The following is a 24,480-nucleotide window of genomic DNA, read 5'->3' as shown; positions in this document are numbered from 1 at the left end:
AAATCCTGTTAAGGCTTTGAAGACCCTGATCGGAGAGATGCATGACACACCCCTCAACCACCCCCAACCCGCAAGAGGTTTCCGCATTGTCCCCGGCTGATTTGCATCGTTTCCTGACCTCGCTGCACCCGTATGACACCATGTCCGCCGAAGCGCTGGAGCCGTTGCTACAGGTGTTTGAATGGCACCGTTTTGCGGCGGGTGAACAGATTTACCAAAAAGGCGAACAGCAGGTCGGGCTTTACGTGATCCACAAGGGCCACGTAGAGGTGCGCGATGCCAACGATGTGCCGCTGTCGCATCTGTCTGTGCGCAACTCTTTCGGCGAACGCGGTTTGCTGGGGGATGGGATTGCGCAGACCTCGGCCCGCGCGCTGGAGGATACCACCTGTCTGATCCTGCCTGCCGCTGAGTTTACCGCTTTAATCGAGCGCAACGAACAGGCGCGCCGGTTCTTTGACCGCTCGCGTCAGCGGGTGCAGAAGGACGATCTGGCCTCAACCAAGGTGGCGGATCTGATGACCCGAAATCCGGTATCCTGTGCTCCTGATGTGTCGCTGCAGGCGGCGGCGCGGCTGATCCGTGATCGCCGGATTTCATCGCTGTGCGTCGTCGACGGCAATCAACTGTCTGGGATTGTCACTGTCCGCGATATGGCGGGTGTGTTGGCGGATGCGCTGCCATTGGATACGCCTGTTGCGCAGATCATGACCCGTGATCCCCTGACACTGGCGCCCACCGCGATCGGATCTGATGTGCTGCATGCTATGATGGAACGCCGCATTGGTCATATCCCGATTTGCGAAGGCGGCGCATTGGTTGGGATGGTCAGCCAAACCGATCTGACCCGTTTTCAGGCTGTCAGCTCTGCCGAACTGGTGTCAGAAATTGCCCACGCCGATACGGCAGAGGATATGGCTGAGGTGACCGCGCGTATCCCGCAACTGCTGGTGCAGCTGGTGGGCGCGGGCAACCGTCATGAGGTGGTGACGCGCTTGATCACCGATGTGGCCGACACCGCCACACGTCGTCTGTTGGCATTGGCCGAGGACAAGCTGGGCCCGCCGCCGGTGCCCTATCTGTGGCTGGCCTGTGGCAGTCAGGGGCGTCAGGAACAAACCGGCGTCAGCGATCAGGACAACTGCCTGATCCTGCATGATGATGTGCGCGATGATCAGATGGGCTATTTCGCTGATCTGGCGCAGTTTGTCTGTGATGGCCTGAACACCTGCGGCTATGTTTATTGTCCGGGTGACATGATGGCGACCAATCCACGTTGGTGTCAGCCTCAGCACGTTTGGCGCAGCTACTTTGAGCGCTGGATCACCAGCCCCGACAATGAGGCACAGATGCTGGCCTCTGTCATGTTCGATCTGCGCCCCATCGGTGGCGCGATGTCGCTGTTTGAGGACATGCACGAGGAGACGCTGGCGCGGGCGGCGCAAAATTCGATCTTCGTGGCGCATATGATCAGCAATTCGCTGAAACATACGCCACCGTTGGGGCTGTTGCGTGGCTTTGCCACCATCCGGTCGGGCGAACATAAAAATACGCTTGATATGAAACACAACGGCGTGGTGCCGGTGGTGGATCTGGGGCGCGTCTATGCGCTGCAGGGAGAAATTGATCAAGCCAACACCCGTGCCCGTCTGGAACAGGCGGCGGGGGCAGGGGGGCTGTCACCCTCGGGTGCGCGGGATTTGCTGGACGCCTATGATCTGATCGCTGAAAATCGCCTGAGCCATCAGGCACGCCAGATCCAGCGCGGCGAAGAGCCGGACAACTATATGGCGCCTTCGGAACTGTCGGATCTGGAACGCAGCCATTTGCGCAATGCCTTTGTGGTGATCAAATCGCTGCAATCAGCGTTGGGACATGGCCGCGGGGCATAGGTATAACACGGGCGCCTTGGCGTCGGCATGGACGATAAGTGCATGATTAAGGGAGGGAAATCATGTTTCTTGAATTGATCGCTACCTTTGTGGCGGGTTTGGCCGCTGCGGGTGGGATGATGTTGGTTAACAAAATCCTTCGTGGCCGCCTGCCGCGTTGGTTGACCCCTGTGGTGGCGGGGCTGGTGATGATTGGTACGACCATTAGTAGTGAATACACGTGGTATAATCGCACAGTTTCCACCCTGCCCGAAGGGTTGGTGGTTGCCAAAAAAGTAGAGAACCGCGCTTTTTATCGGCCTTGGACCTATCCTTTTCCATATGTCAGCCGTTTTATGGCTGTGGATACCCAATCGGTACGCACCAACGCTGCTTTTGAAGGTCAAAACATGGTGGATCTTGCGTTTTTCGGTCGCTGGCAACCGGTGCAACTGCGCCCGGTTCTGGTCGATTGCGCCCAATTCCGTCAGGCCGCACTGGGCGCTGATGCCACCTTCTCCGACGCGGGTGCGATAGAAAATGTGACATGGTCAGCGCTGGATCGCTCTGAAGGGCTTTACCAGATCGTCTGCGAAGGAAAACGGTAATGCTAGATAACCTCAGCCTCCGCCTCAGAGTATTTTTGTTCTTTGCCTTGATTGGGATAGGGGGCGTCGTGCTGTTCGCACTGGCGCTTTACTTCGGCTTTGAGGCCGCACAACAAGGCGAACTGGTGAGTGCATTCCTACAGGCAGGCATCATTGCCGGCTTTGGTTTGATGGGCATGGTGATGGGGATCTGGCTGCTGTTTGATGAAAACGTGGCCAAACCGATTGAACGTGTCGCCGCACGGATGCGGGCGGGCGCTCATGCGGGCGTCAACCACCATATGGATATGGAAGCGGCGAAATACCTCGGCGATCTGGGACCTGCGGCAGAAGCAGTGACCCGCCAGTTGATCGAAGCGTCGATGAACACCGCAGGCGCCATTGCCACCAAAACCCAAAAACTGGAACTGGAAAAGGAACGCCTGACCAAGCTGCTGACAGAAATTCCGTTGGCGATGATCCTGGTGAATTCGAACCATCAGATCGTTCTCTATGACGGGCAGGCAGCATCGGTTCTGGCACAAATCCAGACACCGCGTCTGAATGCAGATATTTTTGACTATTTCGAACGCAAGGCCGTCGAAGCGGCTTGGGAAACCCTGATGCAAACCGGTGAAGAGGTGACTTTCCGCGCTTTGGGATCCGCCAAACGTCAGAACTTTGAGATCCGTATGAAGCCGCTGGATAGTGGCACCGGGTACATGCTGATTATCGAATCCTCCGAGGTGGTGCTGGCACCGGATGCGTCACGTCCATTGATTTATGATTTCGGTCTGTTGGAACAGAACGATGGCACCTCGGTTGATGATCTGAAACTTTCGGAACTGACCTATTGCGTGTTCGACACCGAAACCACGGGCCTCTTGCCGCACAAGGACGAGATGGTGCAAATCGGCGCTGTCCGTGTGGTGCGCAATTCCATCGTAGTTGGCGAAGAGATGTCGTCGCTGGTGAATCCGCAGGTGCCGATCCCGTCGGTTGCCACCAATGTGCATGGCATCACCGACGCGATGGTCGCTGGCGCCCCCTCGATCGAGGATGCGACGCGAAACTTCCACGATTTTGCACGTTCCAGCGTACTGGTGGCACATAACGCGCCGTTCGATATGGCGTTTATGCACCGTTATGGCAAACGGGTGAACCTTGATTGGCCGCATCCAGTTCTTGATACTGTGCTTGCTTCTGCGGTCGTGTTTGGCGCCAGTGAGGATCATACCGTAGATGCGCTGTGCAGCCGACTGGGTGTCGAAATTCCGCCCGCGTTGCGCCACACGGCGCTGGGGGATGCACGCGCCACCGCAGAGGTTCTGTGCCGCTTGATCCCCATGCTAGAGGCGCGCGGCATCGAAACCTTTGGCGACCTGTTGACACACACCCGCAAACACGGCCGCATTTTGAAGGATCTCAACTAATCCAAAAGGATGGGGCGCTTTGCGCAAAAGCGGGGAAACAGCAGTTTTTCCCCGTTTTTGCACCAACAACGCTGAAATCTCGCCACATTCGACCGTTCTACTTCATGACAGAGGACCAGCTGCCAATAGGCCCTCGAACGAGTAGAAAGGACACGCCATGTTTCAGTTTGCTGCTTCCAGCTTTCAGCCCCGCCACGGTCGGTTGTTCGAACTGATCCGTCAGCAGAACCTTCAGGATCGTCGCCGCCGCCTGAGTGAGGAGGCGGTATCAGAAACCACCGCCGACCGCATCATCCGTGTGGCACAGGCCAGCGTGCTGCCTGCACCCGGCTGGCAGAAAACGGCCCTGTAAACGGCTCGTTAGTCGGGCTTCCGCGCAATGAAGAAGGCGACCGCTTGGGTCGCCTTTTTGCATTTATTAGGGTTGGTCGAACATCGGAGATTAGCCCAGCGGGTTGTTGGGATCATCGTCGCGGGCATCATCACGACCGTAGAAACCGGTAGCGACCACAAACTTTTCGGAACTATCCGCGCGCGACGCTGGTGGTTTGACGTTTACCACCTTTTTGAATTTCTTTTTGAGCAGCTTTTGCAGCTCACCCTCAGCGCCGCCGGCCAGAACTTTGGCGACAAAAGTGCCGCCTTCATCCAGAACATCGAAGGCCAGATAGGCCGCGGCCTCACACAGGGCGATGATGCGCAGGTGGTCGGTCTGTTTGTGACCCGAAGACGCAGCCGCCATATCCGACATCACCACATCCGCCTGACCGCCCAGCCATTCCTTGACCTTCAGGTCGGCGTCATCCTCCATGAAGTCTAGCTGGTAGACTTCGGCCCCCGCAATCGGTTCCACCTCTTGCAGGTCGACGCCGATGATGCTGCCGATGGCCTTGCCCTTCTTCTCGCCAAGGGCGTTAATGCGAGGCACGGCCACCTGGCACCAGCCGCCTGGTGCGCAGCCAAGGTCAACCACCCGCGCACCCGGCACGAGGAAGCGGAATTTGTCGTCCAGCTCCAGGATCTTATAGGCGGCGCGGCCACGGTAGCCATCCGCCTGTGCGCGTTTCACATAAGGATCGTTCAACTGGCGTTGCAGCCAAAGCGTCGAGGACAGCTTGCGCCCACGGGCAGTTTTCACCGTCACCGTCAGATCGCGCTGACCACGGCCCGATGTGTTCTTCTTCGCACCGGGTTTGCCGACGCCGTATTTCTTCTTGCCGGGTTTCTTGGCCATTTCTGTACCCTCTGGGCGGTTCGATTTTCGGTCTAGACGGTGGCGTATGGACGCCAAAACCGTAGAATTTCAAGGTTTGCGCGGGTTTGGCGTAAGTTCACCCAAAAGCCAAGCCCGATTGGGTCTTTTCCTGACAAATGCCGCCAGAAACGGCCCTAATTAGAACGGGCCGTCTTCCAACACGCCATCCGCACTCATCTGCGCATAGAGCAGACCCTCACGCAGGCCACGATCCGCTACAGACAGCCGATCCGTAGGCCAGCACCGCAACAGCGCCTGCAGGATCGCAGACCCCGACATGATCAACGCCTGACGGTCCTGACCAATGCGCGGATCATTGCGCCGTCCCTTGGGGCCCAGTTCCAGATAACCGTGGATCACCTTGTCGATTTGGTCCGAGGTCATGCGCAGCCCGTCCACCTTGGTGCGGTCATAGCGTTTTAGTCCCAGATGCGACGCGGCCACTGTGGTCACGGTGCCGGAGGTGCCGACAATCTGAAACCCCTCGCGCGCCTGTTCATTTGCGTAGGGGGCAAATTCGGCCAAGTTCTCTTCAAAGAACCAGCTCATCAGGGCAAAGCGTGCGGCGTCGTCTTCGACATCCTGAAACTGATCGCGCAGGGTGGCCACGCCCAAGGGCACGGAAATCCAGTCCACCACCTTGGCCGCAGGAAACGGGCTGTCGGCGGTGTGAAAGCCGGAATGCAGCCGCATGATCGCACGGGGGCGGTCACGTTTGGGCACTGCGGTCAGATCGATCCACACCAGTTCGGTCGATCCGCCACCGATATCAACGACCAGTAACTGTTCCGTTTTGGTGCTGACCAGTGGCGCGCAGGAAATGACCGCCAGACGCGCCTCTTCCTCGGGCTGGATGATTTCAAGCTGCAGGCCGGTTTCGCGGCGCACCTGACGGATAAAGTCGCGTGCGTTTTTGGCACGGCGGCAGGCTTCGGTTGCGACCAGACGCATCCGGCGCACCTTGTGGCGTTTGAGTTTCTGCTGACAGATCCTGAGCGCCTGCACCGTGCGCCCCATGGAGGCACGGCTCAACCGTCCGGTGCTTTCCAATCCGGCACCCAGTTGCACCGACTTTGAAAAGCTGTCCACCACATGGAATTGACTGCCCTTGGGTTGGGCAATCAGCATGCGGCAACTATTTGTGCCCAGATCCAGCGCGGCGTACAGCTCGGCTGAATCAGGCGGATTGGGCGCGGGGCTCTCAACCGGTTTCGGGAATGCGCCCGCACCTCTGCGACGCTTGGGCGCCATGATCACGCCCTCCATTTCAAGTTGCCTCCAGCGTAGAACGTCCGGCGATCTGACGCAAGCCGTGGTATGATGCGTCGTAAATATGACGATAGGTCGCTGGACCGCACCGGAATGTCGAAAACGGTCCCCACGTCGCAAAGCGGCTGGTCTATGCAGGTAAGACACCGCAGCGGAATCAAACCCCGCGCAACCATTTTGGCCCCGCATACAAAGGAATACGACTGATATGCCCGATGTAACTATCGTCTACTGGCGTGATATTCCTGCGCAGGTCATCGTTGGAAAAGGTCGCCGTGGCGCCAAAAAGCCACTGGCAGAACGTTTCGAACAGGCCATTGACCGCGCCGCGATGAAAATCGGCGCCAGCGACACCGATGCCTACCTGGCAGAGTGGCGCAAGGCAGAGCCTTACGAGATGGCCGGTGATCCGGCAGAGATTGTGGCCGCCGAAGTGGCGCGCCTGGAGGAAGAATACGATCAAGAGCGCATCAAAGCTTTGATCGCAGCAGAAGGATGGGATCGCGGGTGAGCCCGTGGTCCCTACATATTAGGGAGGCCATCATGGCATTGCTGAATTTCCGCAAAAAGGCGGCGCAGGGCGACAAACCTGTGAACCCCGAGCTTGAGGCCTTTCTGAAAGGCTACTCGATCGAAGTGATGCCGCGCACTGCGGCCAAGGTCGAAGATTTCCGTGCGCTGCTGCCCGAAGGCACCCGCGTCTACATCGCCCACATCGAAGGCACTCCCATCGAGGATATGGTTGCCACTGCCAAGCGCATCAAAGGCGAAGGCTACGATGTGATGCCGCACTTCCCGGCGCGTATCATCAAGGACAAGGCGACGCTGGAAAACTGGATCTCCATGTATCAGGGTGAGGCGGACGTCAAACAGGCGCTTCTGCTGGCCGGTGGTGTTGCCAACCCGCACGGCGATTTCTCCGACTCGATGCAGCTCTTGGACACCGGCCTGTTCGACAAAGCGGGTTTCACCAACCTGCACGTTGCCGGTCACCCCGAGCCGAACCTGGACATCGACCCTGATGGCGGTCGTGCCAATACCTATGCTGCGCTGGACTGGAAACAGGAACACTCCAAGCGTACCGACGCTTCGATGGCGCTGGCCACTCAGTTCTGTTTTGAGGCAGAGCCGGTGATCGAATGGGCGAACACCCTGAAAGAGCGCGGCATGAACCTGCCGATCCACATCGGTATCGCGGGTCCGGCCAAACTGCAGACCATGATCAAGTTCGCCATCGCTTGTGGCGTTGGTCCGTCGCTGAAAGTGCTGCAAAAACGTGCCAAGGACGTGTCCAAGCTGCTGTTGCCGCATGAGCCGACCGAAGTGTTGACTGATCTGGCCGCACACAAAGCCGCGCACCCCGATTTCAACATCGAACAAGTTCACTTCTTCCCCCTCGGCGGCATCAAAACCAATGCCAACTGGGCAATCGAAAATGGCGGTGCCTCGGCGCAACCCGCCGCTGCACAACAGGACTAATCATGACCCGTACTATCATTGAATCCGCAACCCAGACCGCGATCATGGGTTTTGACCAGCCGTTCACCGTTATCGGCGAGCGTATCAACCCCACGGGTCGTAAAATCCTGAACGAAGAGCTGGAGCGCGGCGATTTCTCCCGCGTTCAGGCCGACGCACTGGCACAGGTTGCTGCGGGCGCAACCGTTCTGGACATCAACTCCGGCGCGGTCTTCTCCAACAAAATGGCCGAAGATCCCCGTTACGCGGACAACAACTTCGTTGAACCCGAGCTGATGCGTCAGCTGGTGGAAAAAGTGCAGGAAGTAACCGATTGCCCGCTGTGTATCGACAGCTCGGTCCCCGGCGCGCTGGAGGCCGGTCTGGCCGCTGCCAAAGGTCGCCCGCTCTTGAACTCCGTCACCGGTGAAGAAGAGCGCCTGGAAGTGGTTCTGCCACTGGTGAAGAAGTACAACGTGCCTGTTGTTGCGATCTCCAACGACGACACCGGTATTTCCGAAGACCCCGAAGTGCGCTTCGCGGTTGCTAAAAAGATCGTTGAACGCGCCGCCGATTTCGGCATCCCCGCGCATGACATCGTGGTGGACCCGCTGGTGATGCCCGTTGGCGCGATGGGCACTGCCGGTCTGCAGGTGTTTGAACTGAACCACCGTCTGCGCAACGAACTGGGTGTGAACACCACCTGTGGTGCGTCGAACATCTCGTTTGGTCTGCCGAACCGTCACGGCATCAACAACGCCTTCCTGCCGATGGCGATGGCCACTGGCATGACCTCGGCGATTATGAACCCGGTTGCGATCCCCGTTGGCCCGAAAAAACTGGCCGAAAAACGCGCCGAGATTGAAGCCAAAGGCATCATCATCCCCGCCGACATGGACGACGAAACCTTCTGCCAGACCTTCGGTCTCGGCTCCACCAAGCCGCGCGCTGGCAAGGAAATGGAGGCCATCCGCGCCGCCAACTTCCTGACCAACAACGACGAAGGTGGTGCTGCTTGGATCAAGTTCAACAAAGCACCCGGTGACGATGCAGCTGGTGGCCGTGGTGGTCGCCGTCGGCGTCGCGGCTAAGGATCGGTTTGGGGGGCAGGGTCTGACCTGCCCTCAACCCACGCGGCGTGATCCGTGTTTTACAAATAAGAAAGGGCGCCTCAAGAGGGCGCCCTTTTTCCATTCCGCAGAAGACGTCAGATCAGGTTCTTATCCCGCCCAATCATCGCTGCATGGGTGCGGTTGCGCGCTTCTAGTTTGCGGCTGAGGGTTTTGACGTGCAATTTCACCGTCACCTCCTGCACGTTCAGATCGCGGGCGATCTCTTTGTTGGCCTTACCTTCGCAAATGCCACGCAGAACATCCATTTCCCGCGGGGTCAGTTGCACGTCGCTGTCGGTGGCAGGGGTCGACTCCAGAAAATGCTGGGGCGTGTAAATTCCACCGTCCAGCAGATGTTGCACGGCAGACATCAAGGTTTCCGGTGCCATCGTTTTTGGCAGAAAACCGGCTGCACCAGCGGCCAGCGCACCGCGCGCCACTTCCGGTGATGCAGTGCCGGAAATAATCGCAACAGGTTTTCCAGATACGGCCTGCATGGTTTCTGTCAGCCCGTCCGGCAGCGTCATGCCGGGCATGGTGTAATCCAGCAGCACCAGATCATAGGGCGCTTTCCCCTGTTTTTCGCGGTCTTGGATCGTACTGAGAGCGTCGGGAAAGGAAGAGGCCTGTTCGACATGGAATTCGCCCATGTCGCGTATAAATGCCGCGAGGGTTTCGCGCACAAGGTCGTGGTCGTCGGCAATCAAGATGCGGATCATCGGTGCGGTGTCCTGCTAGGGGCTGACAGGGAAAGAGGATAAGTGCGAGGTTTCACAGGCCGCAAGAAGATAATGCGCTCTTGGCCTGCGTCGTATTGTGCAGATTTATTTCCGTTCGTCTGCGGTAGTGTCACTTTTTTCGTTTATGACTCGATAGGGCTATGGACGGCGAAAGTCAATTTCAGCAATCTGACAGTAGGAACAGGAGCTGCGTGGAAATATGGAAGTTGCGCACAAATTTATCCGCCTGCGGTCAACGTCATCCGCTGTTCGGGGATGGGCGCTTTGGCTTGCGTTGATTGCGTCTTTCAACCTAGGAGGGTTTTTTTCCACTGCTGCTTTGGCCTCTGGCGTCGTAGACCAAGACCAAGTTGTCCTTGCGGTTGAGTATCAGGATGGTTCGGAACGCGATGGCCGCCAGCTCACTCTAGAGGAAATCATGGCGCTGCCTCTCGCGGGATTTGCCACCAGCACCATCTGGACTGATGGGGTGCAGCAGTTTGAAGGGGTGTGGCTCAAGGATCTGGTGAAACACATCGAAGTCGAAACTGGCCTGTTGGAATTGAGTGCGCTGAACGAGTATCTGGTGGATTTCCCTGTCGAAGACATCGCTGACAGTCAGGCGCTGGTGGCCTATCGCCACAACGGGGAGCTGATGTCGGCGCGCTCGCGTGGCCCTTTGTGGGTGGTGTTCCCCTATGATCATGGGCCCGAGTTTCGCACGGAACCGACCTATGTGGCCAGTATCTGGCAGCTGGACTTGATGGTGGCTCTGCCATGAGGATGTGTTTTGGCGGATGATAGCAACACCATTGCGACCGATCGCGGGTCACAGCAGGTAAAGTCACTTCCGCCGCAACGGTCGCTGCGCAATGTCCTGTTGATTGGGGCGTTGGGTCTGGTGATTATGTTCAGCGTCCCGCAGTCGATTCAGATTTGGGCGGCTGTTTCGATGAAGCTGCAGGAATTGCGGGTTTCTGAGAAAGATAACGTCATTTGGAACCTGACGCAGTTAGAGGTGGAATACCTCAAGCTGGAGCGCGCGCTGGTAACGGCAAATGCAGCCGACAACGCTGAAAGTGCAAACCTGAGTGAGGTGCGCCGCCGTTATGACATCTATTACAGCCGTCTGAACACGCTGGACGATGGCGCTTTTTATCGGCGCGCATTTCAACTATATGGCACGGCACAAGAGCTGCGCGATTTGCGCAGCGAAATTGAGGCGCTGGAACCGGTCATTGATCAATCCGACGCCGTCCTGTTCCGTGCTTTGCCAGAGATTTTAGCGCAGCAACAGGCCAATGGGCGCGTGGTGCGCCGCATTATCAACAAGGGCAATCAATACACCGGTGAAATCGGCCAAGAGACGCGCGATGAACTCAGCCGGCTTTTGTTGCGATTGTCGACTGCGTTGATCGTGTCATTTGTCGCGTTGGCGTTGACCGTGCTTTTGCTGTTTCGCAACAGCCGCTGGTACAGGGCCCGCGCGATCGAGCATAAAAATGCCTCGGCCCGATTTGCGGCGGTTATTGCAACGTCGCCTGATGCGCTGATCGTGACAGATGCCGCAGGGGCGATTGTTGAATTCAACCACGCTGCTGAAACTCTGATGGGGGTCGCGCGGTCGAAGGTGCTGGGCGATTGTCTAGTGGATTATCTACGGCGCCCGGGCGGTGGCAAACCACGTCTGCCCCTCACCGCGCGCGAGGGCCGCAGTGTCGTGCAATTGGATGTTGTTGGACAAACTGGTGGCGCAACACCCGTCGATCTGTCGCAAGGTATGGCCAAGGTCGAAAACCAACGGTTCTACGTCTACTTCCTGCGCGATATTTCAGATCGTTTGGCCGCAGATCAGGCGTTGTTGGCGTCGCGTGACCGTGCCTTGGCGGGGGAACAGGCCAAATCGCGGTTCCTTGCGGTGATGAGTCACGAAATGCGCACGCCGTTGAACGGCATCATGGGCTTGATTGAAGTGATGCGCAGCGGCGATCTGTCGGATTCAGATCGCAAGCGGTACTTGGGCCTAATGCGTACCTCTAGCCAGATCCTGCTGGGGCATGTGAATGACGTGCTGGATATCGCCAAACTCGAAGCGAAGGGGCTGCGTCTGAACCTGCATCGGTTCAATCTGGATGAGATGCTGACCGATCTGATGGACGCGATGGCCGTGACAGCACAGGCGCACGGAAACACCCTGTCACTCGATGCGCCGGACGCGCCGTTTGGGGCGTGCTACGGGGATGCCCACCGGTTGCGGCAGGTGCTGACGAACCTTGTGAGCAACGCGATCAAATTCACCGAAAACGGTGAGATTACCCTTTCGGTAACCTGCCATAATGCACAATGCGAACACCCCGATCGCAGCGTTATGGCGCTGGAATTTCAGATTTCTGACACTGGTATCGGCATTGCCGAAGAAGATCAGGATCGCATTTTTGGCGATTTTGTCCGCCTCGAAGCGGCTGAACAGGATCACGTAGAAGGCACAGGACTGGGGCTGGGAATTGCCAAACGCATCGTGCAGGCGATGGGGGGGCGCATTGGCGTTGACAGCATCGAAGGTGAGGGGTCTGTTTTCTGGGTGCGGCTAGATCTGCCAGTTGTCGACGGCATGGATGACAATGCGGCGGCTGATGTCGATGCAGCGATGCGCGACGCCCGTGCCGCGGTTAGCCCTTTGAATATCTTGGTGGTTGAGGACAACGCAACCAACCGACTGGTGGTGCGTGATTTGCTGGAACGTGATGGCCATTGCGTCAGCGAAGAGGTGAACGGCAAGCGTGGCGTGGAACGCGCACGCGGTGAACATTTCGATGTTATCTTTATGGATATCAACATGCCCGTCATGGGGGGGCTGGAGGCAAGTCGCCAAATCCGTGAAACTGGCGCCTGTCAGCACAGCCGTATCGTCGCGCTCACCGCACATGTGATGGATCGCGATGACAATGTGTATCAATCCGCCGGCATGGACGCTGTATTGTCAAAACCGTTGCAGTGGGATGACCTGCGCCGCGTGTTGAAAGGTGAAACCGTTCACATGGTGCCTGCCCCCTTGAAGTCGGGCATGTTTGATCAGCAACATCTGGAAAAGGTGTTGGCATCGTTGGCGACGGATAAAGCCGATCGGCTATTGGCAGGCGTGCGCGCCGAAGGCGATGCGCTGATCGATCTGATGGTGCAGCTGGCGCCCGGAACACAGCCTGTACCGCTGGATCAGGACATGCGCCGGATGCTGACGACACAGGCGCATGCCTTGGCAGGGAGTGCGTCTATGGTGGGGGCAACGCAGTTGCGCCGCCGACTAAACCGGTTCGAAAGCGTGCTTGACGGTCAGGGGACTGTTGATCTGCGAGATTGGCGCGACGAATTGCGGGTCATTTGGACCGAAGCGAAATTGGTGATGGAGGAGACAGAAAACCGCTTGGCGCTGACCTGATACAGTCGGGGCCGCTGTGGCACCCGCACGGTTTCAGGTCGAAAGCGGGTTAGTGGTTTTCAGGGAAAACGATGAAAACAGATTTTCGAGAGCTGAAAGTAGAGATGCGCCAGCGCATCATGGCTGGGGTTTGGCCGTTGGGCACCATGTTGCCCAACGAGGTGGATCTGGCCGAAGAGTTCGACTGCGCACGTGCGACGGTAAACCGCGCGATGCGTGAACTGGCCGAAGAAGGTCTGGTGGATCGCAAGCGTAAGGCAGGCACGCGAGTGCGCAAGGTGCCCCGTCGCCAGGTCAGTTTCGGTGTGCCCTTGGTGCGGGCAGAAATTGAAAACAGTGGTGCCCGCTATCGCTACGCACTGCTGCGCAGTGAGGTTAGCGTCGTGCCTGATTGGCTGCGTGCCAAAATGAACCTGCCCGAAGGCGTAAACGTGCGTCGCGTTCAGGCGATGCACTATGCTGATGGCTTGCCCTATCAGTACGAGGACCGCTGGCTTAATCTGGAATATCTCAGCGAAGCGGAAGGTGCGTCCTTTGCTGATACGCCGGCCAGTGAGTGGCTGGTCAGTCAAGCGCCCTTTAGCGACGTAGAGATGAGCCTGTCGGCGCAGACGGCTGATGTGGATGTCGCGCGGCTGCTGGAATGTGATACGGGGGCGGCGTTGTTTCGGGTAGAGCGCTGTGTCTGGCAGCAAGGTCGGCCGATCACCTTTGCGCGGTTGCTGTATCATCAGGGGTTCAATCTGACGACGCGCTATTGAACAGCGCAGGCCGCAACCGCGGATAGCTGGGTCAAGACAGCGCGTCTTTCAGCCGATACCAGGCAAAGGCGGGGGGCAGGCTGGCGCGTCGGAAACGGCCCAGCTCGAACCGCCGTGGTGGCGCCTTCATAAAGGTGGGATGAGGCATCTTTTGCCGCCCCAGAGCCAGATCTGCGATCAATGCGCCCCCGTAGGGTGCGCCGGTGACGCCACTGCCATGATAGCCAAAGGAAGCAAAGGCGCCATCCATGCCTGGAACGGGACCGGCAAAGGGCACAAGGGCACGGGTCATACAAATGAGGCCGGACCAGAAATAGGGCGTTTCCACATGGCGCCATGCGGGGAACATTCGGTCGAAATCAGCGCGCGCACGGGCGCGGGTGCGGGTGATGTTATCTTCGCTCACCCGAACCGATCCGCGCAGGCCCAACAGCATTCGATTGTCCGGCAACAGGCGGAAATAATGCAGCAGGGTGCGGGAATCGACGATCATTTGGCGGCTGGTCCAGCCCTGTGCCTGCAATTCCTCTTCGGTCATTGGGCGCGACACTAGGATGTTGGATTGTACCGGCAGGTAGTGTGCCCCGAGAGGGCGGGGCAAGTGGTCGCTGCCATAGCCGTTGGTGGCAAAGAGGACCTTGCGCGCGGTGACGACACCTTCGGGTGTTTTCAGATGGAAGCCGTTCTGCTGACGCACCTCTAGCACGGGGGTATCTGAATGCATTTGCACACCCGCATCGGATGCGGCGCGCGTCAAACCATCGAGAAATTTCAGCGGGTTGAGGGCAAAACCCACCGGCAAATGCACGCCGCCATGAAACTCTGGCGATGCCAGTCCCTGCGCGGCCATCTGATCAGCTTGGATCAACTGATAGGGCAAACCGTAGCGGCGCTGATAGCTTTCTCCGTAGATCTTTAGATCGTCCAGTGATGCGGGGCTGTGGGCGAGGCAACTGTAGCCCTGTGAATGGCGGTCGATGGATAGATCATAGCGGTCTATATAGCCCTCTACCAGATCGACAGCACAGCGCTCGGCCTCGAAGAAACTGCGCGCCTCTGTGGTGCCAAAGGTTGCTTCGATCTGGTCATCGGTCAACTTGCTGGTGCCAATTGAAACCAACCCGCCATTGCGACCCGAGGCGCCCCAACCGGGCCGTTTCGCATCCAGCAGGATGACGCTGGCCCCGGATTCGATCAGTCTTAGTGCGGCGGACAGGCCCGTGTAACCACCGCCAACAATCGCAAAATCGCAAGAGGCCGCGCCTTGCAGGGCGGGATAGATGGGCAGGGTATCCTCTAGCGTGCTGTCCCAGTAACGATCACGGATAGGGCGGTCGCTGTAGGCCATGTCTTCGTAGATGCGGGTCATTTGCACATCCTCAAAGTTTGTCGCGCAAAGAATACCACAGCATTGCCGCGATCAAGAGCGGGGTGCGCAAACGCGGCCCACCGGGGAAGCGCATGTTGGGCACCTTGGCCATCACATCAAACCGCTCGGCTTGACCGGCGATCGCCTCTGCCGCGATTTGTCCTGCGAGGGAGGCCATCGCAACCCCGTGACCGGAAAAGCCCGACAGGGACAGGACATTGCCCGAGAGCCGCGTGATATGCGGCATGCGGTTCATAGTAATGCCCAGCGTGCCACCCCAAGCGTAGTCGATCTGCACATCCTTCAGCTGCGGATAAATCTCTGCCAGTGGTTTGCGCACCTTGGCGGCGATGTCGCTGGGGAACCTGTAACGGTAGCTTTCGGTGCCGCCAAACAGCAGCCGGTGATCGGGGGAGAAGCGGAAGTAGTTCACCACAAACTTACTATCCGCCACCGCATGGTTGTGCCGCAGCAGGGCCTCTTGCTGATCGGGCGTCATTGGGGCGGTGGCGACGATGTAGTTGTTGATCGGCATCACATGGCGGGCGACCTCAGTGTCCAGATCGCCCAAATAGCCGTTCATCCCCATGACCACATAGTCGGCTGTCACTGTGGCGCCTGCCAGATGCACCTTGGCCGGTGTGCCGTAATCAATCCGTTGAACCCGCGCGCCTTCATAGATGCGAACACCCGCCGCCTGACACATCCGCGCCAGCCCCAGCGCGTATTGCAGCGGATCAATATGGCCCGCACCCATGTCCAGCGTGCCGCCGTGGTAGGCGGGGGAGTTGACCATGTGGCGCATTTCGTCCCGATCCAGAAAACGGATTTTGTCATAGCCATACTGATCGTTCAGCTTCTCCACATAGGATCGGCTGTGGGGCACGTAGCGTTCGCGGTGATCGGCGTGGATGATGCCGTCGTTAAAATCGGCCTCCACCAGTGGGGATTTCGCCCGTTCGCGGACCAGATCAACGGATTGGTTGGCGATCTGCCACAGCTGGCGGGCGTGGTCCTTGCCCACCAGATCTTCTAGGTCGTCCTGATCCAGCCGCTGTCCTTGCCCCACCTGACCGCCATTGCGCCCCGATGCACCAAAGCCAACGCGCTGTGCCTCTAGCAGCACCACGTCATAGCCGCGCTGCGCCAGCTCCAGCGCAGTGGACAGCCCCATAAAACCGCCGCCCACCACGCAAACGTCGCATTGCAGCGCCCCCTCAGGCGCCGCGAAGGGCGGCAGCGGCGTGGCATGGGCCGCGTAGTAAGACGCCGGATACTGACCGGCGCGGTCATTCACGGTAAGCAGATCCATCGGCGTATCCTTCTGGGATGCAAAATCAGGCGTTCAGCAACAGATGCTGACGTTCCCAAGGGGAGATTTCGCGGTGATACTCCTCATACTCCGCCCGTTTGATGTCGTGGTAGAGGCGACAGAACTCTTCGCCCAGCAGCTCCCGGATCTCGGTCCCGCCTTCGAATTGTTCCAGCGCCACGGCAAGGGATTGGGGCAGGGGGTCATCTGCCTCCCAGACCTCTGCACGGGCTTCGGGGCGGGGGGCGATTTTGTTCACCATGCCCAGATAGCCGCAGGCCAATGAGGCGGCGATGGCAATATAGGGGTTGCAGTCCATGCCAATGACGCGGTTTTCCAACCGCCGCGCAGCGGGCGGCGAATGCGGCACGCGCAGGCCAGTGGTGCGGTTGTCCTGCGCCCATTCCAGATTGGCGGGCGCGCTTTGCCCGTCCACCGTGATCCGACGGTAGGAGTTCACATAGGGCGCATAGAGCGGCACCACATCCTGCATGTAGCGCTGCGATCCACCGATGAAGTAGCCAAACAGATCCGACGCTGATCCATCCGCGTTGGAGAAGATGTTTTCGCCGGTCTCAATATCCACAATCGACTGGTGCACATGCATGGCGCTGCCCGGCTCATCACGGATGGGTTTCGCCATAAAGGTGGCAAAGACCCCGTTTTTCAGCGCCGCCTCACGGATGGTGCGTTTGAAGTAGAAGACCTGATCGGCCAGATGCAGCGGGTCGCCGTGGGTCAGGTTGATCTCAATCTGGCCAGCGCCGCCTTCTTGGATGATGGTGTCGATGCGCAGGCCTTGGGCTTCGGCAAAATCATAGATGGTGTCGATCACCGCGCCGTATTCATCGACTGCCGTCATCGAATAGACCTGACGGCTGGCGCCTTTACGGCCTGTGCGGCCCAGCGGCGGTTCAATCGGTTCGTTGGGATCGCGGTTGGGTTTGGTCAGGTAAAACTCCAACTCAGGCGCAACAACCGCGCGCCAGCCCTTCGCCTCATAAAGGGCGATCACACGGCGCAGCACGTTGCGCGGCGCGATGGGCAGGGGATCACCTTCGCGGGTAAACATGTCACAAATCGCCTGCACCGCCACATCATCTGACCAGGGTACAGCACAGGCAGTTGCCATATCCGGGCGCAGGATCACGTCCCGTTCCATCCACTGGTTTTCGATTTCCATATCCACGTATTCGCCCGAAATCGTCTGATAGAAGAGCGAGATGGGCAGCGCCAATTCGCTGTCGGGATCAAATTTGTAGGCGGGCATTGCCTTACCACGGGCGGTGCCTGCCAGATCGGGGACAATGCATTCCACCTCATCAACGCGGCGGCCGCGGGCATGTGCAAGGAAATCTTCGGGCAATGTGGCCTGCCAGCTTTTGGCGGCAGCAGGCGTGTTGGCGGGGGTGTTCACCGGTCCTCCTTTGCGCCCTTGCGGGGCGCGTGTTGTGTATGATGAATTTTGATCAAATTCCTAAGCGCCTGTCAATTCCGGCAATTTTACGGGTGCGTAATCCGCAGGGCGCAACGGTAGAGATTGTATCAATTGCCCTGCTTTTCAGCGCGGCGTTGTAGCGACGTTACGTAGGGAAAACTTGGCCTAGCGTTTTAAGGGATGCACGCCTACCTGTCCCAAAATGACACTCTCAGTATGAAGGATACGATGAGATGGGCAAGACCGCATTGGTATTTGGCGGCACTGGATTGATTGGTAGCGCATTGGTGGACCTGTTGTTGGCAGATCCGATTTGGGATCGCGTGATTTGTGTGACCCGCCGTCCTATGGGACTAACCTCGGACAAACTGACAGAGGTGATTGCAGATGCCTCTAGCTTGGACACTGTGGCCGATCAGCTGCGCGCTGACACGGTGTTCTGTTGTCTGGGCACCACCCAGAAGGTGGCCGGTGGACAGGCCGGGTTTCGGGCGATTGATTATGACTATGTGCTGGCCTGTGCGCGCGTTGCGCGTGAACAAGGGGCCGAAACGTTTTTGCTGGTGTCCTCGGTTGGGGCAAAGGCCGGATCGCCCAGCTATTACCTGAACGTCAAAGGCGAGGCAGAGGCAGCAGTGCGCGCGATTGGTTATCCGACCCTGCATATTCTGCGCCCGGCGCTGTTGTTGGGCACACGTTCTGAACGGCGCCTGCGCGAAGAGATTGGTGGCGTAGTTCTGCCTGTTGTAGCGGGTCTGATGGTTGGCCCTATGGCCAAATATCGCCCCATCAAGGGAACGCAGGTTGCCCGCGCGATGCAGGCCATTGCCGCAACTGCCGCGTCTTGGGATCACACCTATAGCAGTGACGCATTGCTGCGCTACTGACGGGCACCCAAGACGATCCGCTGTCTATTGGCGGCGCGTCTAACCTTCGCGCAGCGGAAAGGGTTGGCCGTTTTCCATTTTGAAACGGCTGATCTTTTGGCGCTCTTCGGTGGGCGATAGGCCAAATGCCTCGCGGTAATGGCGCGTCAGGGTGGAAGAGCTGGAATACCCCACCGCCTGCGCCACCTCTGTCAGGCTGTTGCGGGTGTAGAGCACCTGCTGGCGCGCTGCGTTCATCCGCAACATGCGGTAATAATGCAGCGGGCTTTGCCCCAGCGCTGCTTTGAACTGACGTTCCAGTTTACGCGATGAGACATGCACCTGATCTGCAACATCTGCGATGCTTAGCGGGTCTTCGAGGTTTTGGGTAAACACCTCGATCGCTTTGGATACTGCCAGTGGCAGATCCTCTGTCACGGTGTCAGTTTTGAAGGCGGGCACACTTTGGCTGACACCTGCGGTGCGCACCAAGGGGTGTTGGAACCAACAGGCCACTTCGGTCATGATGGAACTGTCGAGCGCCTCTTCAACCAGTCCCAACATCAGATCAAACATCGCCGCTGCGCCCGACACAGTCAGGCGGTTGCGGTCGATGACGATCACATTGTCGCTGACGGTAATCTCGGGATATTCCGCCTCAAACGCCGAACGATAGGCCCAGTGCACCGAACAGGTGCGATCCAGCATCAGGCCAGAGGCGGCGAGCGGAAATACCCCACCGCTGACCGCGCCAATCTGGACCCCATGGCGGGCAAGGTAGCGCAGGTGACCGTTGCCCGTGGTGGGCGCGCGGAATCTGGCATCGGGACCGGACAGCACAAAAATGTAATCGGGCTTGTCCCCATCCCCAAGAGCGTGATCGGGTTGAAAAACAACATTGGCGCTGGCGGTGACGGGTGCGCCATCTTCTGACAGCACAGACCAGGAAAACGCATCGTGCCCTGAAATCTCGTTTGCAGCGCGCAACGGTTCAATGGCCGATGTCAGGCAGGCCATCGGAAACTCGGGAAAGATCAAGAAGGCAACATGGGTGGCACTGTCGCGGGTCATTTCAGAACCTCCGGCGCGTGAGCGATCGGGCTGTGGGTGAAACGGATACCGCCTGCCCCATAGGGGGCAGGCGGCAGTGGTTTAGCAAGCTTGAGCGTTTTGGCAACACTCAGGATCGACATTAGCGCACGATATAGACCGAACAGGGCGCGTGGCGCGCGATCTGCGCGGCGTTCGGGCCGATCAGATAATCGCGGAAGTTGGGCTTGTGCGCGCCAACTACGATCATCTGTGCGTTCAGATCTTCGGCGGTGATCAGGATTTCCTCGTAGGTTTTGCCCACGCGGATCACATGTTTCACCTTGTCGTCGTCACCGATGGTGTCCTCAATGAACTTGTGCAGGGCAACACGGCTTTCTTCGACGATTTCATGGGTGTGATCGTCAGAGAAGTAGGTGCTGACCATGCTCATCCGAAAGTCAGGCAGTACGGTGACCACCGACAGGCGGATCCCTTCCAGATCGGCCAGTTGGCGGGCCCGTTTCAGGACCGCCTTCTGCTCTTCGGGTTGGGTGAGGTCGATGGCGACCAATACGGTCGGCTTCTTCGGTTTGTTGCTCTTGTCGGTTTTCATGCCAGAGCCTCCTCAGGTTCGGTTTTCGCCTTGCGGCGACGCTGGATGGCGAAGACTGCGCCAAGGATCAGCAGGGCCGGCAGGTAGAAGATCTCCTGCGGCGGGCGGTCTGCTTCTACCTCAACTTCGACCACTTGCCAGTCAAAGTCGATCTTCAGCTGTTCTGCCGGACCACCGAAGGTCATGTTGTCGACATAGAGCTGACCGTCCTCATCGCGGAATTCGATCCCTGCGCCAGTTGCCAGACGGCCTGCGCCATCCGCGCCAGCGGCGCCCAGTGGCAAGAGGTAGCGGGCATCGACCATGTCACCTTCGAGGTTTTCACCGGTCAGGCGCACGCGCAGGGCGCTGTTTTCAGGCGCTGCTTCGGCCAGTGCGAACACTTCCGTCGCGGGGCGGGTTTCAAACTCATCCGCGATTTGGTTGAGGAAGAAGTCCGGCCTAAACAGGATGAACGCACAGAAGATCAGCGCAGCGCTTTCCCACAGGCGCGAACGGGTTTGGAAGTAGCCCATGGTGCCCGCCGCAAAGAGCAGCATTGCGATCAGTGCGGTGATAAACACCACAATCGCCTGCACAGGTCCCACGTCGATCAACAACAGGTCGGTGTTGAAGATGAACAGGAACGGCAGCAGTGCGGTACGGATCGAGTAGAAGAACGCCTGGAAACCGGTACGCAGCGGATCGCCTTTGGAAATCGCGGCGGCGGCGAAACTGGCCAGACCGACGGGCGGGGTCACATCCGCCATGATACCAAAGTAGAAACAGAACATGTGCACAGCCACCAGCGGCACGATCAGACCGTTCTGAGCGCCCAGTTCCACAACAACCCCCGCCATCAGCGAGCTGACAACGATGTAGTTTGCGGTGGTCGGCAGGCCCATGCCCAGCACGATGGAGATCAGCGCAACGAAGAACAGCATCGCCAGCAGGTTGCCACCGGACAGGAATTCAACGAATTCCGCCATCACCTGACCGATGCCGGTCAGCGTAACCGCGCCCACGATGATACCGGCCAGACCCATTGCTGCGGCCAGACCAACCATGTTGCGCGCCCCGATGATCATACCCTCAACCGTTTGCGCCACACCGTGCGAGAAGGCGGCGCTGACGCTGCCTTGCTTGCGGAAGAACGCTTTCAGCGGGTCTTGGGTCAATAGGATCAGCAGCATGAACATCGACGACCAGAAGGCCGAGAGGCCGGGCGATTTACGCTCGATCATCAGAAGATACATCAGCAGCAGGATCGGCAGCAGGTAGTGCAGACCGGTCTTCAGGATCGTGCGGGCAGGGGGCAGGTGCAGCATCGACTCGATGCTGGTTTCAAGATCGGGACGGCCAGCGGCGTATTTTACCGCCGCCACATAGGCGATCAGCAGGCCAACCACCAGAACCGGCGTTGCCATCGGACCGATCAGCGTATTTGCCAGCGTAACAACCTGACCTGCCAGCCACAGCGTACCACCACCGATGACGATCGAGGTCGCCACGATGAAGATCGCGCCCAGCATGAACTTGACCGGGTGCATACGGCTGGAGCCTTTCATGCCCATCTTCAGCGCTTCAAGGTGGACGATGTAGACCAGCGCCATGTAGGAAATCGCGGCAGGCACGATGGCGGTTTTCACCACCTCTACATAGGAAATGCCGACATATTCGGTCATCAGGAAGGCCACAGCGCCCATCACCGGCGGGGTCAGAACGCCGTTGATCGACGACGATACTTCAACCGCGCCAGCTTTGGCGGGCGAGAAGCCGACCTTGCGCATCAGCGGAATGGTGAAGGTGCCGGTGGTCACAACGTTTGCAATCGCAGAACCGGAAATCAGGCCGGTGGCTGCGGATGCAATTACCGCTGCCTTTGCCGGACCGCCACGCAGGTGGCCAAGGGCCGCGAATGCCAGTTGCAGGAAGTAGTTGCCAGCGCCCGCTTGGTTCAGCAGGGCGCCGAACAGCACAAACAGGAACACAAAGCCCGACGACACGCCAAGGGCCACGCCGAACACACCTTCGGTGGTCAGCATCAGGTGGCTCATCGCCTTGTTAAACGACGCGCCCTTCCACTGCACCATTTCCGGCAGACCATCCCAGGAGCCAAAGAAAACATAAGCCAGGAAGAAGATCGCAACACCCATCAGCGGGAAGCCCAGCGAACGACGCGCGGCCTCCATCAACAACAGGATGCCGATACCGGCCATCGCCAGGTCCAGCGTGTTGGGCAGGCCGGTGCGGGCGGCCACATCCACGTAGTTCCACGCCAGATAGGACGAGGCAACAGCGCCCACAATCGCGGTGATCCAAGTGGTCAGCGGGATGTGATGGCGGGGACTGGTGCGAAATGCTGGGAAGGCCACAAAGGCCAGAAAGACCGCAAAGCCGAGGTGGATCGCGCGGGTCTGGGTGTCATTCCACACACCAATGCCCAGCGTGAACGGCAGCGGAGAGGCGATCCACAACTGATAGATCGACCACAATAGCGGTACGAACCACAAAACCTTGGCCGAGAACCAATTGTGCGGGGTCCGCGCACCGGTGTCGGATTCGGCGACGATATCGTCCAGATCCGTCGCGTCGGTCTGATCGATCTGATCGGTCTGGTCTGTTTGATTGGGTGAAGATGTCGCTTGGCTCACGGATGTCCCCCTCAATGTGCTAAGTCAGAATCAAGAGGCCCCCACCCGTTAGGATGGGGGCTGTTTTTTGGGCGGGGTTGGATTATTTCCAGCCGCGCTCTTGGTAGTACTTCATCGCGCCGGGGTGGATGTCGGCGGTCAGACCGTCGGAAACCATTTCGGTTTCTTTCAGGTTTGCAAACGCGGGGTGCAGTTTGCGGAATGCGTCGAAGTTTTCGAACACGGCCTTAACAACTTCGTAAGCAACTTCGTCGGAAACGTCAGCCGAGGTCACGATGGTTGCTTTCGGGCCCCAGGACGGCAGGTCTTCTGCGTTGCCCGGGTACATGCCGCCAGGGATGGTGGCAGCTGCGTAAGCGGTGTTTTCGGCCAGCAGTTTGTCGATGCCTTCACCCGCCAGCGGGATGATTTTCACATCACAGGTCGAGGTGGCTTCTTGCGAAGAACCGTTGGGCAGACCAGCGGCCCAGATGGTTGCGTCGATTTTACCGTCGCACAGAGCTGCTGCTTGTTCGGACGACTTCAGCTCAGCGGTCAGCGAGAACTGATCGGTGGTGATGCCTTCGTATTTCAGCAGGGTTTCTGCCAGAACGCGGGTGCCGGAACCGGGGTTTGCGATGTTGACGCGCTTGCCAACCAGATCTGCGGTGGTTGCGATGCCGGCGTCAGCGCGGGCCATCAGGTGCATCGGCTCGGGGTGAACCGAGAACAGCGAACGCAGGCCTTCGTAGGGGCCATCTTCTGCGAACTGGTCGGTGCCGTTGATCGACTTAACCTGAACGTCGGACTGGATCACGCCGAAGTCCAGCTCGCCTGCGCGGATGGTACGTGCGTTGTATACGGAACCACCGGTCGATTCTACCGAGCAGCGGATGCCGTGCTCTTTGCGGCCTTTGTTGACCAGACGGCAGATTGCGCCGCCGGTGGGGTAGTAAACGCCGGTTACGCCGCCGGTGCCGATGGTTACGAACTGCTGGTCAGCCGCGGCTGCAACGCCTGCGGACATGGACAGAGCCAGCAGGGCGCCGGTGATTTTTTTGGTGTTGGACATGTATTTCCTCCTGATTGTATCGAAACGCGCCGATGTCCTGCCTCAGGGACAGCCCCCAAAACCAAACAAGCAGGGCGCTCGATCTGCAACTGGCGTAGCAGCCAAGAGGCGGACAAGGTAAGAGACAAAAAAATCCGCTGCTACCGTAAATTTTTTGTCATGTCGGGTGATTGCCTTGTTTTGCGGGCAGGCATTAGGCTTTAGGTATGCGGCTGGATTATGGGCTGTGTAGACCAATGCGAACACGCCCCACGCCCCCGAACCA

General features: G+C 58.6%; 21 protein-coding genes. 11 read left to right on the top strand and 10 right to left on the bottom strand.

Annotated elements, in window-relative coordinates; genetic code table 11:
• Positions 1-41: 41 nt before the first annotated feature.
• The 4 genes from TM5383_RS02450 (at position 42) to TM5383_RS02435 (ending at position 4,243) form a co-directional block, all read left to right on the top strand.
• Positions 42-1,892 carry a DUF294 nucleotidyltransferase-like domain-containing protein gene (locus tag TM5383_RS02450; protein ID WP_058317471.1) on the top strand — a complete coding sequence of 617 codons (1,851 nt, stop codon included), beginning with the start codon at positions 42-44 and terminating at the stop codon, positions 1,890-1,892.
• Between the two features lie 62 nt (positions 1,893-1,954).
• Positions 1,955-2,479, top strand: coding sequence for a hypothetical protein (locus TM5383_RS02445; RefSeq protein ID WP_058317470.1), 525 nt, complete (start codon positions 1,955-1,957; stop codon positions 2,477-2,479).
• Between the two features lie 68 nt (positions 2,480-2,547).
• Complete coding sequence (locus tag TM5383_RS02440) at positions 2,548-3,891, top strand: exonuclease domain-containing protein (RefSeq protein ID WP_306345445.1); 1,344 nt, start codon at positions 2,548-2,550, stop codon at positions 3,889-3,891.
• Positions 3,892-4,048: 157 nt separating this feature from the next.
• The gene (locus tag TM5383_RS02435) at positions 4,049-4,243 is read left to right on the top strand and encodes a hypothetical protein (protein ID WP_058317468.1); all 195 of its coding nucleotides are present in this window, start codon (positions 4,049-4,051) and stop codon (positions 4,241-4,243) included.
• Between the two features lie 90 nt (positions 4,244-4,333).
• Here TM5383_RS02435 and TM5383_RS02430 read toward each other — a convergent pair whose 3' ends face one another.
• Complete coding sequence (locus tag TM5383_RS02430) at positions 4,334-5,125, bottom strand: RlmE family RNA methyltransferase (protein ID WP_058317467.1); 792 nt, start codon at positions 5,123-5,125, stop codon at positions 4,334-4,336.
• A gap of 159 nt (positions 5,126-5,284) precedes the next feature.
• A complete protein-coding gene (locus TM5383_RS02425; RefSeq protein WP_058317559.1) occupies positions 5,285-6,397 on the bottom strand; it encodes a Ppx/GppA phosphatase family protein in 1,113 nt (370 codons plus the stop codon).
• Between the two features lie 226 nt (positions 6,398-6,623).
• Here TM5383_RS02425 and TM5383_RS02420 point away from each other — a divergent pair, with 226 nt between their 5' ends.
• Genes TM5383_RS02420 through TM5383_RS02410 form a run of 3 tightly spaced genes read left to right on the top strand, consistent with a single transcriptional unit; the run spans position 6,624 to position 8,964 of the window.
• Positions 6,624-6,926 carry a virulence factor gene (locus tag TM5383_RS02420; RefSeq protein ID WP_058317466.1) on the top strand — a complete coding sequence of 101 codons (303 nt, stop codon included), beginning with the start codon at positions 6,624-6,626 and terminating at the stop codon, positions 6,924-6,926.
• 32 nt (positions 6,927-6,958) lie between these two features.
• Positions 6,959-7,894: a methylenetetrahydrofolate reductase gene (locus tag TM5383_RS02415; RefSeq protein ID WP_058317465.1), complete on the top strand. Its 936-nt coding sequence runs from the start codon at positions 6,959-6,961 to the stop codon at positions 7,892-7,894.
• A 2-nt stretch (positions 7,895-7,896) separates the two neighbouring features.
• Positions 7,897-8,964, top strand: coding sequence for a dihydropteroate synthase (locus tag TM5383_RS02410; RefSeq protein ID WP_058317464.1), 1,068 nt, complete (start codon positions 7,897-7,899; stop codon positions 8,962-8,964).
• A 116-nt stretch (positions 8,965-9,080) separates the two neighbouring features.
• Here TM5383_RS02410 and TM5383_RS02405 read toward each other — a convergent pair whose 3' ends face one another.
• Positions 9,081-9,704, bottom strand: a complete 624-nt coding sequence (locus TM5383_RS02405; RefSeq protein ID WP_058317463.1) for a response regulator transcription factor — start codon at positions 9,702-9,704, stop codon at positions 9,081-9,083.
• Positions 9,705-10,143: 439 nt separating this feature from the next.
• Here TM5383_RS02405 and TM5383_RS16670 point away from each other — a divergent pair, with 439 nt between their 5' ends.
• From TM5383_RS16670 to hutC, 3 genes are all read left to right on the top strand, one after another.
• On the top strand, positions 10,144-10,485 hold the full coding sequence (locus TM5383_RS16670; protein ID WP_143570291.1) for a putative pterin-binding protein: 342 nt from the start codon (positions 10,144-10,146) through the stop codon (positions 10,483-10,485).
• Positions 10,486-10,494: 9 nt separating this feature from the next.
• Positions 10,495-13,140, top strand: a complete 2,646-nt coding sequence (locus tag TM5383_RS02395; RefSeq protein WP_058317461.1) for a hybrid sensor histidine kinase/response regulator — start codon at positions 10,495-10,497, stop codon at positions 13,138-13,140.
• Between the two features lie 71 nt (positions 13,141-13,211).
• Positions 13,212-13,901 (top strand): histidine utilization transcriptional repressor HutC, encoded by a 690-nt coding sequence (gene hutC / locus TM5383_RS02390; RefSeq protein ID WP_058317460.1) that lies wholly within the window; start codon positions 13,212-13,214, stop codon positions 13,899-13,901.
• A gap of 31 nt (positions 13,902-13,932) precedes the next feature.
• Here hutC and TM5383_RS02385 read toward each other — a convergent pair whose 3' ends face one another.
• Genes TM5383_RS02385 through TM5383_RS02375 form a run of 3 tightly spaced genes read right to left on the bottom strand, consistent with a single transcriptional unit; the run spans position 13,933 to position 17,999 of the window.
• Positions 13,933-15,270, bottom strand: a complete 1,338-nt coding sequence (locus tag TM5383_RS02385; RefSeq protein ID WP_058317459.1) for an NAD(P)/FAD-dependent oxidoreductase — start codon at positions 15,268-15,270, stop codon at positions 13,933-13,935.
• 10 nt (positions 15,271-15,280) lie between these two features.
• Positions 15,281-16,582 carry an NAD(P)/FAD-dependent oxidoreductase gene (locus tag TM5383_RS02380; RefSeq protein ID WP_058317458.1) on the bottom strand — a complete coding sequence of 434 codons (1,302 nt, stop codon included), beginning with the start codon at positions 16,580-16,582 and terminating at the stop codon, positions 15,281-15,283.
• 25 nt (positions 16,583-16,607) lie between these two features.
• A complete protein-coding gene (locus TM5383_RS02375) occupies positions 16,608-17,999 on the bottom strand; it encodes a glutamine synthetase family protein (RefSeq protein WP_058317457.1) in 1,392 nt (463 codons plus the stop codon).
• A 254-nt stretch (positions 18,000-18,253) separates the two neighbouring features.
• On the opposite strand from TM5383_RS02375, the gene TM5383_RS02370 reads away from it, so the two are divergent.
• Positions 18,254-18,907, top strand: coding sequence for an NAD(P)H-binding protein (locus tag TM5383_RS02370; protein WP_058317456.1), 654 nt, complete (start codon positions 18,254-18,256; stop codon positions 18,905-18,907).
• Positions 18,908-18,946: 39 nt separating this feature from the next.
• Here the strand turns inward: TM5383_RS02370 and TM5383_RS02365 are convergent, their stop codons facing one another.
• The 4 genes from TM5383_RS02365 to TM5383_RS02350 form a co-directional block, all read right to left on the bottom strand.
• Entirely contained in the window at positions 18,947-19,957 is a 1,011-nt protein-coding gene (locus TM5383_RS02365) for a GlxA family transcriptional regulator (protein WP_058317455.1), read from the bottom strand.
• Positions 19,958-20,078: 121 nt separating this feature from the next.
• A complete protein-coding gene (locus TM5383_RS02360) occupies positions 20,079-20,531 on the bottom strand; it encodes a universal stress protein (protein WP_058317454.1) in 453 nt (150 codons plus the stop codon).
• Positions 20,528-23,116 (bottom strand): TRAP transporter permease, encoded by a 2,589-nt coding sequence (locus TM5383_RS02355; protein ID WP_058317558.1) that lies wholly within the window; start codon positions 23,114-23,116, stop codon positions 20,528-20,530. The genes TM5383_RS02360 and TM5383_RS02355 overlap by 4 nt, the downstream gene beginning before the upstream one ends.
• A gap of 130 nt (positions 23,117-23,246) precedes the next feature.
• Positions 23,247-24,215, bottom strand: a complete 969-nt coding sequence (locus TM5383_RS02350) for a TAXI family TRAP transporter solute-binding subunit (RefSeq protein WP_058317453.1) — start codon at positions 24,213-24,215, stop codon at positions 23,247-23,249.
• Between the last annotated feature and the right edge of the window lie 265 nt (positions 24,216-24,480).

This window comes from Thalassovita mediterranea, assembly GCF_001458435.1.
In the GTDB taxonomy this organism is placed as follows: Bacteria; Pseudomonadota; Alphaproteobacteria; order Rhodobacterales; family Rhodobacteraceae; genus Thalassobius; species Thalassobius mediterraneus.
This window is presented reverse-complemented; position numbering and strand designations above follow the sequence as displayed.